The sequence below is a fragment of the Thermococcus sp. 4557 genome (assembly GCF_000221185.1).
In the GTDB taxonomy this organism is placed as follows: Archaea; Methanobacteriota_B; Thermococci; order Thermococcales; family Thermococcaceae; genus Thermococcus.
Map to the genome: position 1 here is coordinate 732,930 of NC_015865.1, position 14,670 is coordinate 747,599.

The window sequence follows — 14,670 nt, forward strand, 5'->3', positions numbered from 1 at the left end:
GGGTGATACTTAGTCAGCGATGTCCTTAAAAAGCCTTGCCGCTCGACGTTTGACGAAGGCTCACAAAAGGGGAAAAACGGGAGAAAAGCTCACTCCCCCTCAAGGGCGAAGGGGCTGATGTAGTCCCCGTACTTCGCCCTGGCCTCAAGAAGGCGCTTCCGTTCCTCCTCGAGAACCTGGAAGAGCTCATCCGGGACTTCCTTCACCTGCTCGCGGTAGATGCTCTCGATGCGCTCTATCTTGGCGAGAAGCTCCGGAACGCGGATGGTGAACTGCTTCTCGTAGTCCTCCCTGGTGTAATCCTTGTCCAGGACCTCCTTAAAGAGCCTCGCCAAGTCCTCGTACTTCGGAATGTAGCCTATCGGCGTCTCAATGGCATCGACGTCGCCGTGAACCCTCAGCTCCATCCACTTGAGCCAGACGCCCTTGTCGAGCTTGTGGTTGAGCCAGTTCCCGTTCTCATCGCGGAGGAAGTAGTTCACCGCGAATATCTTTGGTGCTTTCCTCAGCTTTTCCCCAAATTTCAGGTAGTTCTCGATGTACTCGCCGAGCGGGACGCTCATGAAGTCGAGTATGGCCATCGGGTTGAAGGCCCTGACGCCCTCTTTTCCGAGGGTGGCAGCGGTGGTCTCGCTCTCAAGCGAGGCGCCCATCGTGATAACGCCGTGCTTCCAGTCAAAGGCCTCCCTCACCGGCGGCCAGGTGTCCTTGTCCCTGCCGCCGAAAATCATTCCGCCGACTTCAACGCCGCACGGGTTCTCCAGGGCCTCCATGTCAACGTTTGGGAAGTGCTCGAGCGAAACGGTGAAGCGGGCGTTCTTGTGGCTCGGGGGTATCTCGTTTCCTTCCCTGTCCTTCTTCCCGCGCCACCACTTTCCGCTGTGGTTCTCGCCCTCCTCCGGAATCTCGACGCCCATCTCGTTCCAGTAGGGCTTTCCGTCCTTGACGAGGACGTTGGAGAAGATTATCTCGACCGGCGAATGCAGTATCTCCCAGATTATCGGGTCGTCCTTCGGGTTGACGCCCTGGATGATGCCGAAGACACCCTTCTCGACGTTGGCTCCCCTGGCAACGCCGTTGACGGGCACTATGAAGCTGAGGTCATCCCCCACGATGTTCTCCCAGCTTATCATGGCGGTGGAGGTCTTTCCGCACATGCTCGGGTAGGCGCCGGTGAAGTAGGTCTTCCTTCCGTTCGGGCCGTTCACGCGCATCAGGAACATGTGCTCGCTGAGCCAGCCCTCCCTGACGGCGCGCTGGATGGTGAGCCTGAAGGCGAGCTTCTTGAGACCGATGGTGTTTCCTCCGTACTGGGTGTTGACGGAGTAAACCGTCTCCCCAACGAGGTCTATGTAGATGCGCCTCTTGTCGAGGTTCTTGCTGGTCTTTCTCTCGTCGAGCTCACCCTCGCTGTGGACGAAGCGGAAAAAGCGGGCGTTTCTACCCAGGCGCTTGAACTCCTCGTAGCCCTTCCTGTAGAGGATGAACTCAGAGTGGGCGACGTAGGCCGAATCCGTGAGCTGGACGGCGGGAATCGTGAAGACCGAGTTCCTGGGTCCGAGGACGAAGAAGCAGACGAAGAGCTCCTTGCCCTTCATAACGCCCTTCATGAGCTCGCGTATCTCCACCAAACCCTCGTCCCTGTCCTTGGTGTTGAGGAAGGGAATCTCCTTTCCACCGGGAACGAGGAGCTTCGTGTTGGCCTTGTCGCGGGCCTGGTCGTAGTAGTTATCGTAGTGAACCGTGTGATTCGGGGTCTCGAGCATCTTTTCCTCGCCGTAGTAGAGGGCCTTCCATTTGACGTAGGCCTCGTCCTCGGGGCTGTCCGTGCAGACGAAGACCTTATCGGGTTCGAGCCACTCAATCCACTCCGCCAGAAACTCGTGGAGTTCGGGGTTGTCCAGGGCCTTGATTTTTTCAAACTGCTCTCTATCAAGGAGCTTTTCAAGCTTCTCAAGGGCGTTCATAATATCGCCTCCGTTGGGAGTTGGATTCAGGCTTAAAAATTCTTCGTCGTTGTGACCAGCAGATAGGGCAATTCCAGGACGTGTTTTGATTATTGTTCAGAAAAAGGAGGACAACCTGTCACAACGACAGGTACCCGATGCCCATATCCATCGACCGGTGTTCATCTCCAGGCATCAGGCGCAAAGTATATTAACTCGCGGTGATATAGACTATCGGTGCTTGTAATGAAAGCCGTGATTCTGGCCGGAGGCAGAGGCACGAGGTTGCTCCCGCTGACTGTGTACCGGCCAAAACCGATGATACCTTTCTTCAATCGGCCGCTTATGGAGTACGCCGTTCAAAACCTGGTGAAGGCAGGCGTGGATGAAATATACGTCCTGGTCGGATACCTCAAAGAGCGCATAACCGACTACTTCGGGGACGGCAGCCAGTGGGGGATCCAGATACACTACTCCAACAAGGACAATGTAACGCTCGGAACTGCAGGTGCCACCAAGAAGGTTGTAAAGAACATGGACGAAACGTTTTTCGTCGTCTCCAGCGACGTGCTGACGAACCTTGACCTGAAGGCGCTCTACGAGTACCACCGCAGGAAAAAAGCCCTCGCCACGATAGCCCTGTCAAGGGTTGAGGACCCCACCCAGTACGGCATAGCCGTGATCAACGACGACGGCAGGATACTCCGCTTCAAAGAGAAGCCGAAGCCAGAGGAGGCCTTCAGCAACCTCGTGAACGCGGGGATCTACGTCTTCGAGCCGGAGGCGTTTGACCTCGTCCCCAAGGGCAAGAACTTCGATTTTTCCAAGGACCTGTTCCCCCGGATGCTGGAGAACGACCTCGCCCTGTACGGGTTCCCGTTCAATGAATACTGGAACGACGTGGGCAGGCCATCCAGCTACCTCCAGGCGACGGAGGACGTGTTCCACGGGCGGCTCCTGCTGCCAGGGCTGCGGACGGAGGGCCTCAAGGGTAACCTCGAGTACGGCGGGGCGCTCGTCACGGGAAGGCGGTGCGTGCTGAGGCGGCCAGGGATAAGGGGGTTCGCGGTGCTTGGAGACGACGTTGAAATCGGCAGAAACGTTAAAATAGAGCGTTCGGTGATATTTTCAGGTGCCGTCATAGAGGATGGTGCCGAAATTCGGGAGGCCATAATAGGCGAAAACGTCCGCATTGGAAAGGGCGTTGTGATACAGCCCGGAAGCGTAATCGGCGACAACACGCTCATCGAAGACTTCAGCAAGATCGGCTCCAACGTCAAGATCTGGGTGGAGTCCCGGATTGGAAAGGAGAGTATAATACTGCCGGATTGAGGTGATGAAAGTGGAGGTGTACTATTCCCCCAGGTTCAACCCTGAGGAGCTCGCCCTTCTCGGAAGGGCAATAGGAACGATATCCCACGGCACGATAATAGTCGGAAGGGACGGAAGGGCCATCTCAAGGTACGGGAAGCGCGCCATGGTGGTCGGAATCGTCAGTACAGGCTCAACCATCATGGACGTCAGACTCATTCCCCTCATAGCCCTCAAGGACTTCGCCATGAGGAAGGGCCTGCCCCTGGCCTACGTGTACTACTACGGCGGCGTCCGCGTTTACGTCAGCGGCATCGATGGCGACGAGATAGGGGCCATACTGGAGAGCAGGAGCTTCATAGAGGCCCACCCCAACGACATCGGGGCGACGGTCTATTATCCCAACGCCCTCGACGACTTCCTCCACGAGGTCTTCAAGCACTACAACTTCCACATCGATGGAAAGGCCCTCGTCGATGCCATGAACACCCCAGCGGTGCTCTTCTTCCCGCGCATGAGCGACCACTTCGGCTTCGAGATTGAGCTGATCAACGATATGATGACCAGCTACCTTCCCCCGAAGCCCAAGGAGGTCTTCCTCCACAAGCTCGGGAAGGGTGACTACGACTTCGGACTGCGCTTCAGGCCAGAGGGGGTCGTCGAGTTCTACAAGGACGGGGAGGAGCTGGAGTTCGGCAGCATCTGGAAGCTGCTCGACCACATGAAAAAGAACCTTTGAATTTTTGGACTCTTTTTAAATCCTTTTCAAAAATTTTCACGGAAAAGCGTTAAAAAGGCCCGCGCCGTTATAATTCTCCGTCCATTTTGGAGGTGACCTCTGTGGGAGCATTCATAGTCATTGAGGGCATCGATGGCGCAGGTAAATCAACTCAGGCAAAACTTCTGGCAGAGTGGTTTGAGGAAAAGGGCCACGAGGTCGTTCTAACAAAGGAGCCGACCGACACTGCTTTCGGGAAGCTCATCAGGAAGCTCGTGCTCACCGGCGGAAAGGAGGGCATCATAGACGGGGCGAGGATAAGCCACGAAGCGGAAGCGCTCCTGTTTGCCGCCGACAGGGCAGAACACGTCAGCAAGCTAATAAAACCCTCAGTAGAAGCAGGTAAAATCGTCATATCCGACCGCTACTTCTACTCGTCCCTCGCCTACCAATGGGCGAGAGGGCTCGACCTTGAGTGGCTCATTGACCTCAACAGATTCGCCGTGAGGCCCGACCTCGTGATACTCCTTGATCTGCCCGTTAAGGAGAGCATGAAGCGCATAAACGGGCGGAGCATAAAGACCGAGTTCGACAAGATAGTCGAGCTCCAGAAGAAGGTGCGCGAGAACTACCTCAAACTGGCGGAGCGCTTCCCCGAGATGAGGATAGTCAACGCCCTGGCGAGCGTTGAGGACATCCACAACGACATAGTCGCGCTCGTGGAGCACGAGCTCTTCAAGAAGTGATGGGGTCTGCCAGTGCCAGTCTCATCATTCGGTAGCAAATCAGACCGGTAAACGCTCTTCATCCCCCTTCCCTTCTCGGCGGTTGCTTTTTAAAAGGTTCCCCCAAGATTCTCCCGGCCGATGACGAGCGTTAGCCACGCTGAGCGGTGAGGAGAAGAGGGTTAGCCGAGGCCGTTCTGAATCTCAGAATTTCTTGAGGGTTTATATCACATGACGCCCAAATAGAGACTGGGTGAGCCGATGAGAGCCCTTGAGATTAGGGGACTGAAGAAGAGTTACGGGGATTTTTTGGCATTGAAGGGAATAGACCTCACGGTCGAGGAGGGCGAGGTTTTCGCGCTCCTGGGGCCGAACGGGGCCGGAAAGACGACGCTCATAAGGATTCTGGCCGAGGGGCTGGGCTACGACTCCGGTGAGATAGCGGTCTTTGGTGAGCCCCTCTCAAAGAGGACCGCCAGACTGATCGGCTACGCGCCCCAGGCGAGTGTGGCCTACGACCTCTTAACCGTGGAGGAGAACCTGCGCTTTTACGCCGACCTCTACGACGCACCGAAAGAACGGGTGAAGAAGCTCATTTTGGAGTTCTCCCTGCCCGCGAAGAAGAAAGCCAGAGAGCTGAGCGGCGGCTTTAAGAGGCGCCTCAATCTGGCAATAGCGCTTCTCTACGAGCCGAGACTCCTCATCCTCGACGAACCTTCCGCCGGACTCGATGTGCCGTCGAGGAGGGAGCTCTGGAGCCTGATCATGAGACTCCGCAAGGAGGGGCGGACGGTACTCCTGGCGACCCACTACATGGAGGAGGCGGAGGCATTAGCGGACAGGGTGGCGATAATGAACGAGGGAAGGGTGATAGCCGTCGGGACCCCGGACGAGCTGAAGTCGCTGGCGGGGGAGGGAAGCGTGATACACGTCGAAGGCATTCTGAAGGACACAGAACTCGTGAGAAAGGAGTTCCCGAGGACGATAGAGCGCGAGGGGACGCTCAGGATTGGCGTGGAGGAAGCAAAAACTGCCCTGCCGAGGGTCGTCGAACTGCTCGTTGAAGCTGGGAGTGAGATAAGGACGATAAGGGTTGAAGAGCCGACACTCGAGGACGTTTTCCTGAAGCTCACCGGGAGGGGATTGGAATGAAGGCTAGAGCCATCAAGGCCATAATCGGCAAGGACTTGAGGGAGACGAGAAGGGAGAGAATGGCGCTCTTCTGGATATTCGTCTTTCCGCTCATGTGGATCACCCTGCTGGGGGGAATATGGGGCGGCCACAACCCGCCGATAACCGTTGACGTCGGCGTCGTATACTTCAACGAGAGTGCCCCCTTCACCGCGGCGGACATTGTTAACGTGATGGAAAACGTGACGATGGAGGGTGTCCACGTTTTCAAGGTCAGGGGGTACCCCAACGAGAGCGCTGGGGTGGATGCCGTTAGAGCCGGAAGAATCGATGTTCTCCTGGTATTTCCAAAGGGCTTCGGAGAGAACGTTTCGAGCGGTCTGCAGGCAGAGGTTTACGCCTACTTCGACAGGAGCGACCCTCAGAACTACCAGATAGTGAGCGGCGTCATCAAGGGCTTCTTCTCCGAGTTTGAGAAGGAGATGACCGAAAGGCGCTTGAACATAACCCTGGGCTACATGGAGAAGTACGTTCCAGCGAATGCAATGGGGAACTTCACGGTGGCTGACCTCGAAAGGTACATGCTCGGACTCACGAATCCACTCGAGCTGGAGGAGAGGGAAGTGAAGGGAGAAGCGCCCTCCGCTATTCAGTTCTACGTCACGAGCTTCATCGGGATTCAGTTCCTCTTCGCCACGATGCTCATGATAGGCTCCGGGACCCTTGAGGAGATAGAGCACGGAACGCTGAGGCGCATAGCGGCCTCGCCGGCGACGGCGTGGGACTTCCTGGCCGGAAAGATGCTCTCGACCTTCATCGTCATAACCGTGAGCATAGTCATTGGAATAGTTTATGCAAAACTGGTCTTCGGAGAGACCATCTTTCCAAGTGCCCTCGGCTGGCTCATAATATTTCTCGCGGCGGTCTTCTCAATGAGCCTCGGACTGGCGATAGCCATGGGCACGAGGAGCATAAAAGCAACGAACGCGATAGTCAACCTCATCTCGATGCCCCTGCTTTTCCTAGCCGGCATCGTCGTCCCGGCGAGCATACTTCCCGAGTGGGCGAGGCCCATAGCGAACTACTTCCCGCTCGGAACTGCACTGAAGAGCCTCCGCCTGCTGGAGCTCTACCACAGGCCAACAAGCGAAGTCCTGCCCGACGTTGTCTGGGTCGCCCTCGCAACGCTCGGCATGCTCTTCATCGCGGTGATACTCTACAACTGGGCGGTGAAGAGGCTGACCTAACCCTTATCTTTCCCCTTACGAACCCCAAAAACTCTCTGAGGAACTCCATCCCGGCATCGTTGTTCACCGCCTTGGGGTGGATGGACAGGAGGAAAGTTCCCCTGGTGTGGGCGTACGAGGCCCTGGCGCTCGCCAGCTGGTAGTCTAGGAAGGGGCTGGGAAGGTACCACGTGTACTCCCGGTTGCAGACGGGTTCAACGGTTCCGTTGGGAAAGTACACGAAATCCTCCCCGATGACGGTTATGTTGCGGGACAGGAGAACCGCCAGTGCATCCTCCGAGAGGGAATACCTGGGGGCTATGAAGTAAGCAGGCGATGCGTTGAGCAGGGCGAGTGCCTCGAGGCCGAGCTCGAGCTTCTCCGCGGCCAAGTTCGCGCCGCAGTCAAACTCGTCCCCTGTGTGGGTGTAGCCGTGAAGCTCCACGTGGTAGCCCTCCGCCTCCAGCTCTCGAAGGAAAGCCACGAAGGCGGGGTAATCCTCAAGCGGCATCTCCCCGCCGTGGTTCGGAATCACGAAGAGGTAAGTCACGTTCTGGAGAGAATAGGCATCTATCAGGGCGGTTATCTCCCTCAGCTGCTCGAAGTATCCGGGGCTGACGTCGTGTATGAGAATGGCGAAGTCCCCGAACCGGGGGATGTAGGCGGGCGCGGATGTGGATGACGACGCCGCGAAGACGAGGACGATGATGACAATGGCCGAGATTTCCGCTTTCATGCTCCCACGGGAAAAAATAGAAACCAGGGGCTAAAAGCCTAACCCATGACCTTTCTCAGAAACTCCCCAACCCTGGCCTTCCATTCCTCGGGGTGGAACTTGAGCGTTCTCACGTGGGGGGCGTCGGTAACCCAGAGCTCAACGCCAGGGTTGATCTTCCTGTTCCTCTCGTAGAACTCCCTGATTTCCTCAACCGTGACCAGGGGGTCTTTTTCACCGGCTATCAAGAGGATCGGCTTTCTGACGTCATCGGCGTACTCTACGGGGTGAACCTCCTTCCCACCGCTGAAGAGCCTCGTGAAGGGCTTAACGAAGATGTGCAGCCACTCGGGCAGTTTGGCGAAGTACCTCAGCCCCCTGGCACCCGTCTTGTCGAGGTCCATCGGCGGGGAATCGGCGACGCCGCAGCAGACCTCCGGAATCTCGGCGAGCGAGCGTATGGTCAGCATGGCACCCATCGAGAAGCCTATCAATCCGATTCTACTGCTGCTCTCGGGGTGCTTCTCCCTCAGCCACCTTACGGCCGCCCTCACGTCGGCTATCTCCCTATCGCCGACCGTAGTGTACTTTCCTTCGCTTTTTCCGTGGGCCCTGAAGTCAAAGGCGAGGACGTTGTAGCCCTCCCTGAGAAGGAACTCGATCGTGGGCTTTATGTAGAGGTCGTTCCACCTGCTCGCCGTGTAGCCGTGGAGCGGAACAACGGTTCTGTCGCTCCCGTTCGGAATCCACCAGCCGCTCAGCTTGATCCCGTCCTCCGTTTCAATGGTGACATCCTCGTAATCGTAGCCGAGGTCTTTCGGAGTCCAGCCTCCCACCAGGCGCGGCGGCTTCACCATTTTGTAACCCACGAAGGCCGAAAAGGCCAGGAAGAGCAAAAGGAGGAAGAGAACGAGCCAGACAATCATCCCCTCCTCACCTCGAGCTCCTTCATGCTCCATATAAGGGGCATCGCGAGGAACACAAGGATGGCCCCTATCGGGAAGAGAATGCGGTAGTTACCGCCGGCGAGGTCAACGATGGCCCCACCCACCGTGCCGGCGAGCAGTACGGGGATCGACTTGGTGGCCTCGTAGACACCATAGTAGCGCCCCGTAAAGGCCTCCTTCTCGAACCTGGTGAGGAGGTCGCCGACCACGGGGTAGGATGCCGCTATGAGCGCCCCCCATCCGATTCCGGCCATGAACAGAGCCATGTAAATCTGGGCCTCAGTGTGGATGAACCACCCCCAAAGGAGCGGCAGGGCGAAGATGAAGCCCCCCATGATTATGCTGAGCCTCCTGCCAACCCTGTCGTAGATGTAGCCGCCAGGGAGGGAGCCAACGAGCACGGCAACGTTGAAGAGCGCCATCAGGTAGAGGCCCATCGAGGTTACCGCATCGATGTTCTCGGGTGTCGCACTGCCCTTGAGTATGAACGCTATGATGCCGTACAGGAATATGGCTATGAACTCGAAGCTCATCCACCAGAGAATCTGGGCGGTGTAGAACTTCAGGAAGTCCTTCGTGGCAAATATGCTCTTCACGTATCCCGAAAGGCTCTCGTTTTCCTTTATCTCCGGGACCTCCGGCTCCCTGACCCTGTGATAGACAAAAGCCGCCGCGATGAAGAGGAAAAGCGCAGTGAGCCCGAACGGACCGATGTAGTCCTTCCCGTACTTCACAACCATGAAGCCCCCAAGGCCGAAGAGGAAGAGGTTGCCGGCCCACTCGAGGAGCGTTATGACTCCGCTCGCCTTTCCTCGCTGGCCGCTCTCAACCGTGTCCGGCATCAGGGCCCTGAACTGGGCGGTGTAGAGGTGGAGTGAGAAGTACAGGAAGCCCAGCGTGAGGGCAAAGGCCCACAGGGGAGCCCCCATCCTGTAGGCCGTCCATATCATGAGCGTCGCCAGCGCCGCGAGGATGCCGCCGATGAATATGAAGGGCCTCCTCCTTCCGTGCCTTGACTTGAGGGTATCGCTGTAATAGCCGAGGAGCGGCGGGATTATCAGGCCTATGAATCCCTCGAGTGCCAGAATGCTTCCCTTCACAAAGGCGGAACTCGTGTAATCGGAGAGCAGGGGGAAGGAGAACCCCTTGTTGAGGGCCCATCCCATGCTCCTGCTGAACCCCAGGAGTGCCAGACCGAGAACAACACCCCAGTTGAACTTCCGTTCCATGGTACCACCCCCTTATTCTTAGCAATCCACGGCGATTTGAATTTCAAATAAATAGGAGGGGAAAATTAAACTCAATCCATGTCCGGAACGTAGTCGAGGGCGTCGCCCTTCCTCCGAACGATGTCGCCCCTCCGGACGAACTGCATCGCCACGGCCGCGAGTATGAAGAAGAGCGTCGCGAAGGGCAGGAGGGTCCTGTAGCCGATAACGTCGAGGAACGCACCCGCGAAGGGAGGGGCAACGAGGTTTGCCGCCTGGCTGAAGAAGTAGTAGAGACCCGTGTACCCTCCGAGCTTCTCCTCGGTCGTCATGTCCACGACCATCGGCAGGGAATTGACGTTTACCATGGCCCATCCCATGCCGCCCACGAAGAACAGGCCCATGAACGTCATGACGACGGGGTCGCTCAGGGAGCTGGATTCGGGTTTCGAGCCCTCGCCGACGAGATACGCGGCAAGCATTATTCCAATGACTATTATGAGACCCAGGGTTATCGTCCTCCGCCTTCCGAAGCGGCCGCCGATGAACCCGGCGGGGATTGCGAAGAGCATGAAGCTGAGGCTGAAGACTCCGAGCATGAAGGCCCCGGTGCTCTCCTCTATCCCAAGGTAGTACTTGGCGTAGCTGGTGAAAAAGGTCTCCAGCGAGTTGAAGGCTATGAACCAGAGGAATATCGCGAGGAGGACCGCCAGGAGGCTCCTCTCGTGACTCGTGAACACGTCCTTGAGGTTGTCCTTCAGCTCACCGAAGCTCTTGTGGGACGTCTCTGAGAGCAGTTTACTTACGCGTATCTTCTTCCCGGGAACGCGGTACTCTTCAGGCTCTGGAACAACAAAAACGACGAGTATGTTGGCGAGGAGCATTATCGCGGCACCGAAGTAGAATGGATAAGCGTAGTTCATATCGTAGAGCGCCTTGCCCCCGAAGTACGCCAGCAGGGCGCCGAGACCCCCCATGAAGTTGATTATTCCGTTGGCCTGGCTCCTCTTTTCGCTCGGCGTTATATCCGGCATGAACGCAACGACCGGGGAGCGGAACAGCGCCATAAAGAAGTTCATCAGGATAATCGTTCCCATGAAGAGGGCCAGGCTTTCGTGGGTCCTCGCCACCGGGATGAGCGCGAACATCAGAGCCGCCGACGGTGCGCCCAGCAGGATGTACGGCTTACGCCGCCCGATCCGCGTTCTCGTCATGTCGCTGAGCGCGCCCAGGAACGGGAGCAGGAGAACCGCGAAGAGGTTGTCGATGGTCATGATGAAGCCCGTGGCTGTCTTGCTGAGGTGGAACGTATCCTGGAGAAAAATCGGGATGTACGCGTTGTAGAGGGCCCAGATGATGCTTATTCCAAAAAATCCAAAACCGAGTATGAATATCCTGCTGTACTTAAACTCCAATCCTTGCACCCCCATTCGATTATAGGGTTTTAATTAACAGGGAAAATACACGGATGAAACTTTTAAGGCTTGTGAGCTCATTTTTGAGCGGTTGGAGAGGTGACAACTATGGACAGTGAGAGACCTCTCATCCTTGGACACAGAGGGGTCAGGGGAAGGCTCGAGAACACGCTACCATCCTTCGAGAGGGCGCTCAGATACGCGGATGGAGTGGAGTTCGATGTGAGACTGACCCGCGATGGAAAGCTCGTAACCCACCACGACGCGGGCTTTTACTCAGACGGAGCTTTCTACCCCCTCAAAAATCTAACCTTCGTCGAGCTGAGAAGGCTGCACCCGAGGGGGAGGATAATACCGCTGGTGAGGGACGTCTTCACACGGCTTAACAGTGCGGTATTCAACGCCGACGTTAAAGAGGTCAATGCAGTTGAACCCCTGCTAAGGGAGGCGGAACGGTACGGGACCCTCAAGAGAACCGTCTTTTCTTCGGAGAGACCGGAGATAGTGGAGACCGTTCTGAAGGCATGTCCCAACTGCAGGGTGGGTTTTTCAATAGTGGGCTATTCCTCCATCCTGTGGGTTCCGCGGTTGAAGGGAATCTACTCCCTCCACGTGCCGATAGATGCAATTTCGTACGTTGGGTACGGGGCGTTCAGGAGCCTTCTCCAGACCTTCAGAAAGCGTGGACTTAGAATTTACCTCTGGAACCACGGGATGAACGAACTCCTCTGGGTACCCAGGCTTCTCCCGCTCGTGGACGCCGTCATCTCGGACGACCCGGTGAGACTTAGAAAAGTTTTTACGGCCTGAGGCGAGTATCAGGGAGGTGATTTTCGTGGCGGAAAGAAAGGTCTTCCTGCTCGGCCACAGGGGCTACTCCGCCAGGTACCCCGAGAACACGCTTCTTGCTTTCAAAAAGGCGGTTGAAGCGGGTGCCGATGGAATTGAGCTGGACGTGTGGCTGACAAAGGACGGGGAGGTCGTGGTGATCCACGACGACACGGTTGACAGGACGAGCAACGGGAGCGGTAGAGTCAAGGATATGACGCTGGACGAGCTGAAGTCCCTGGACTTTGGGAACGGAGAGAGGATTCCAACGCTCGAAGAAACCTTCGAAGCCCTCCCGGAGGATGTTCTAATCAACGTGGAGATAAAAGATGTAGAAGCGGTGAAAAAGACGGCCGCAATAATCGGGGCAAACAACCCGTCGAGGGTTATGGTGTCTTCGTTCCTAATCGATGCCCTCCATGAGTACAGGAAACACGACAGGGAGACAAGGATGGGGCTCCTCGTGGACAGGGAGGAGACGCTCGCACGGCTCCCTGCCCTCATCGGCGAGCTATCTTTGTGGTCAATAAATCCGCCTGTGGAGGCGCTTGAACTCATCGGTGTGGAAAAAACAGTGGGTGCCCTCCAGATGGCCAGGGGGGCGGGCCTTAAGGTCGTTCTGTGGTCCCTCAAAGATGAGACCTACTACGCCAACGATAACCTCGTCCGCCTCGGCGGACTCTTCGATGGGGTCATAGTCAACGACGTGGAAAGGATGATTGAGTACCTGTCAAGGTTAGGGTTAAGGTGAAGACCGAATCCCTAATATACCTCCTTGCTCTTTCTTCCTCTTCGGTGGGCATCAATGGAAAGGTTCATCCTCTCCCTCGACGAGGGAACTACCTCAGCCAGAGCAATAATCTTCGACAGAGAGAGCAACGTTCTAAGCGTCGGCCAGTACGAGTTTCCCCAGCACTACCCCAAGCCCGGCTGGGTCGAGCACAACCCGGAAGAGATATGGGACGCCCAGTTCAGGGCCATCAAGACCGCCCTGGAGAGGGCAAAGATCGAACCAAGCCAGATAGCGGCGATAGGCGTTACTAACCAGCGCGAAACGACGATAGTCTGGGACAGGAGCGGTAAGCCGCTCCACAACGCGATAGTCTGGCAGTGCCGGAGAACGGCCGAGATGGTGGAGAAGATAAAGAGGGAATACGGTGATGTAATCAAGGAGAAAACGGGCCTCGTGCCGGACGCATATTTCTCGGCCAGCAAGCTGAAGTGGCTCCTCGACAACGTCCCAGGTTTGAGGGAAAAGGCCGAGAAAGGGGATGTTCTCTTCGGAACGGTTGATACATTCCTAATCTACCGCCTCACCGGAGAGCACGTCACAGACTACTCCAACGCCTCAAGGACGATGCTTTTCAACATCAGGAGGCTCGAATGGGACGATGAGCTTCTCGAAATCTTCAACATCCCAGAGGAGGTTCTGCCCGAGGTCAGGGAATCGAGCGAGGTCTACGGCTACACCAAGAGGGAACTCCTCGGTGCGGAGATACCCGTCAGCGGCAACGCGGGCGACCAGCAGGCGGTACTGTTCGGCCAGGCGGGATTCGAGGCAGGAATGGTCAAGGCCACCTATGGAACGGGGAGCTTCATCCTGGCCAACACGGGCAAGACCGTCCGCTACTCCAACAACCTGCTCACGACGATAGCGTGGGGACTCAACGGGAAGATCACATACGCCCTCGAGGGGAGCGTCTTCATAACCGGTGCGGCAGTTCAGTGGCTCCGCGACGGAATCAGGATAATAAAGAGCGCGCCCGAGACCGAAGAACTCGCGAGAAAACTTGAGAGCAACGAGGGGGTCTACTTCGTCCCGGCCTTCGTAGGACTCGGTGCCCCCTACTGGGACCAGTTCGCGAGGGGGCTGATAATCGGCATAACGCGCGGAACCGGCAGGGAGCACCTCGCGAGGGCGACTTTAGAGGCCATAGCATATCTGACGCGCGACGTGGTCGAGGAGATGGAGAGGCTCGTCGGAATAAAGGAGCTCCGCGTCGATGGGGGAGCGACTGCGAACGACTTCCTGATGGAGTTCCAGGCGGACATACTCAACAGGCGCGTCGTCAGGCCCGTCGTGAAGGAGACCACAGCCTTGGGGGCGGCATATCTGGCAGGCCTCGCCGTCGATTACTGGGAGAGCCTCGAGGAGATAAGGAGCCTGTGGAAGGCGGAGAGGGTCTTTGAACCGACGATGGACGAAGAAACGAGGGGGCGGCTCTACCGCGGCTGGAAGGAGGCCGTGAAAAGGGCGATGGGCTGGGCGAAGGTTGTTGGGGCCTGACGAACGCACGGCCCCGGCCCCTTCTTTTTTGATGTAAATGCAAAACCTGAAGTTGCCGGCAGGGCGAACGCCATATCTGTTCATTCGGCGAGTGTCCACCCATGTCCTTCCTTCTCATGCCCAGAACTGTTCTGTCCGCCCTTTTCAGCCAAACTTAAGGTTAAGGAAAGCTTTAAAACGGTGAAAGTCCTTTCTCAAGTTAAATCGAGGTGA

General features: G+C 56.9%; 13 protein-coding genes. 8 read left to right on the forward strand and 5 right to left on the reverse strand.

Annotation, left to right across the window (positions count from 1 at the left end; all coding sequences use genetic code 11):
- Nucleotides 1-89: 89 nt before the first annotated feature.
- Nucleotides 90-1,967, reverse strand: coding sequence for a phosphoenolpyruvate carboxykinase (GTP) (locus GQS_RS03785; RefSeq protein WP_014012347.1), 1,878 nt, complete (start codon nt 1,965-1,967; stop codon nt 90-92).
- 225 nt (nt 1,968-2,192) lie between these two features.
- Here GQS_RS03785 and GQS_RS03790 point away from each other — a divergent pair, with 225 nt between their 5' ends.
- The 5 genes from GQS_RS03790 to GQS_RS03810 all read left to right on the forward strand — a co-directional run bounded on the left by GQS_RS03790 (nt 2,193) and on the right by GQS_RS03810 (nt 7,078).
- A complete protein-coding gene (locus tag GQS_RS03790; protein WP_014012348.1) occupies nt 2,193-3,278 on the forward strand; it encodes a sugar phosphate nucleotidyltransferase in 1,086 nt (361 codons plus the stop codon).
- Between the two features lie 10 nt (nt 3,279-3,288).
- Nucleotides 3,289-3,996, forward strand: a complete 708-nt coding sequence (locus GQS_RS03795; RefSeq protein WP_014012349.1) for a phospho-sugar mutase — start codon at nt 3,289-3,291, stop codon at nt 3,994-3,996.
- A gap of 101 nt (nt 3,997-4,097) precedes the next feature.
- Nucleotides 4,098-4,721: a dTMP kinase gene (gene tmk, locus GQS_RS03800; RefSeq protein WP_014012350.1), complete on the forward strand. Its 624-nt coding sequence runs from the start codon at nt 4,098-4,100 to the stop codon at nt 4,719-4,721.
- Nucleotides 4,722-4,961: 240 nt separating this feature from the next.
- The gene (locus tag GQS_RS03805; protein WP_014012351.1) at nt 4,962-5,852 is read left to right on the forward strand and encodes an ABC transporter ATP-binding protein; all 891 of its coding nucleotides are present in this window, start codon (nt 4,962-4,964) and stop codon (nt 5,850-5,852) included.
- Nucleotides 5,849-7,078, forward strand: coding sequence for an ABC transporter permease (locus GQS_RS03810; protein WP_014012352.1), 1,230 nt, complete (start codon nt 5,849-5,851; stop codon nt 7,076-7,078). Before GQS_RS03805 ends, GQS_RS03810 begins: the two co-directional genes overlap by 4 nt.
- On the opposite strand, the gene GQS_RS03815 is transcribed toward GQS_RS03810, so the two are convergent.
- The 4 genes from GQS_RS03815 to GQS_RS03830 form a co-directional block, all read right to left on the reverse strand.
- Nucleotides 7,032-7,793: a DUF2334 domain-containing protein gene (locus GQS_RS03815; RefSeq protein ID WP_014012353.1), complete on the reverse strand. Its 762-nt coding sequence runs from the start codon at nt 7,791-7,793 to the stop codon at nt 7,032-7,034. The genes GQS_RS03810 and GQS_RS03815 overlap by 47 nt on opposite strands.
- Before the next feature lie 38 nt (nt 7,794-7,831).
- Nucleotides 7,832-8,698 carry an alpha/beta hydrolase gene (locus tag GQS_RS03820; RefSeq protein ID WP_014012354.1) on the reverse strand — a complete coding sequence of 289 codons (867 nt, stop codon included), beginning with the start codon at nt 8,696-8,698 and terminating at the stop codon, nt 7,832-7,834.
- Nucleotides 8,695-9,948: an MFS transporter gene (locus GQS_RS03825; RefSeq protein ID WP_014012355.1), complete on the reverse strand. Its 1,254-nt coding sequence runs from the start codon at nt 9,946-9,948 to the stop codon at nt 8,695-8,697. Before GQS_RS03825 ends, GQS_RS03820 begins: the two co-directional genes overlap by 4 nt.
- Before the next feature lie 71 nt (nt 9,949-10,019).
- Nucleotides 10,020-11,342 carry an SLC45 family MFS transporter gene (locus tag GQS_RS03830; RefSeq protein WP_014012356.1) on the reverse strand — a complete coding sequence of 441 codons (1,323 nt, stop codon included), beginning with the start codon at nt 11,340-11,342 and terminating at the stop codon, nt 10,020-10,022.
- A 108-nt stretch (nt 11,343-11,450) separates the two neighbouring features.
- On the opposite strand from GQS_RS03830, the gene GQS_RS03835 reads away from it, so the two are divergent.
- Genes GQS_RS03835 through glpK form a run of 3 tightly spaced genes read left to right on the forward strand, consistent with a single transcriptional unit; the run spans nt 11,451 to nt 14,457 of the window.
- Nucleotides 11,451-12,152, forward strand: a complete 702-nt coding sequence (locus GQS_RS03835) for a glycerophosphodiester phosphodiesterase family protein (RefSeq protein ID WP_014012357.1) — start codon at nt 11,451-11,453, stop codon at nt 12,150-12,152.
- Between the two features lie 25 nt (nt 12,153-12,177).
- Nucleotides 12,178-12,921, forward strand: coding sequence for a glycerophosphodiester phosphodiesterase family protein (locus GQS_RS03840; RefSeq protein ID WP_014012358.1), 744 nt, complete (start codon nt 12,178-12,180; stop codon nt 12,919-12,921).
- Nucleotides 12,922-12,975: 54 nt separating this feature from the next.
- Entirely contained in the window at nt 12,976-14,457 is a 1,482-nt protein-coding gene (glpK, locus tag GQS_RS03845; protein ID WP_014012359.1) for a glycerol kinase GlpK, read from the forward strand.
- Nucleotides 14,458-14,670: the final 213 nt, after the last annotated feature.

What these genes read in the sequence shown, in the direction of transcription:
- GQS_RS03815 (WP_014012353.1), bottom strand. Translation starts at nt 7,793, where the DNA reads ATGAAAGCGGAAATCTCGGCCATTGTCATCATCGTCCTCGTCTTCGCG.
- GQS_RS03785 (WP_014012347.1), bottom strand. Translation starts at nt 1,967, where the DNA reads ATGAACGCCCTTGAGAAGCTTGAAAAGCTCCTTGATAGAGAGCAGTTT.
- GQS_RS03820 (WP_014012354.1), bottom strand. Translation starts at nt 8,698, where the DNA reads ATGATTGTCTGGCTCGTTCTCTTCCTCCTTTTGCTCTTCCTGGCCTTT.
- GQS_RS03835 (WP_014012357.1), top strand. Translation starts at nt 11,451, where the DNA reads ATGGACAGTGAGAGACCTCTCATCCTTGGACACAGAGGGGTCAGGGGA.
- glpK (WP_014012359.1), top strand. Translation starts at nt 12,976, where the DNA reads ATGGAAAGGTTCATCCTCTCCCTCGACGAGGGAACTACCTCAGCCAGA.
- GQS_RS03790 (WP_014012348.1), top strand. Translation starts at nt 2,193, where the DNA reads ATGAAAGCCGTGATTCTGGCCGGAGGCAGAGGCACGAGGTTGCTCCCG.
- GQS_RS03825 (WP_014012355.1), bottom strand. Translation starts at nt 9,948, where the DNA reads ATGGAACGGAAGTTCAACTGGGGTGTTGTTCTCGGTCTGGCACTCCTG.
- GQS_RS03810 (WP_014012352.1), top strand. Translation starts at nt 5,849, where the DNA reads ATGAAGGCTAGAGCCATCAAGGCCATAATCGGCAAGGACTTGAGGGAG.
- GQS_RS03805 (WP_014012351.1), top strand. Translation starts at nt 4,962, where the DNA reads ATGAGAGCCCTTGAGATTAGGGGACTGAAGAAGAGTTACGGGGATTTT.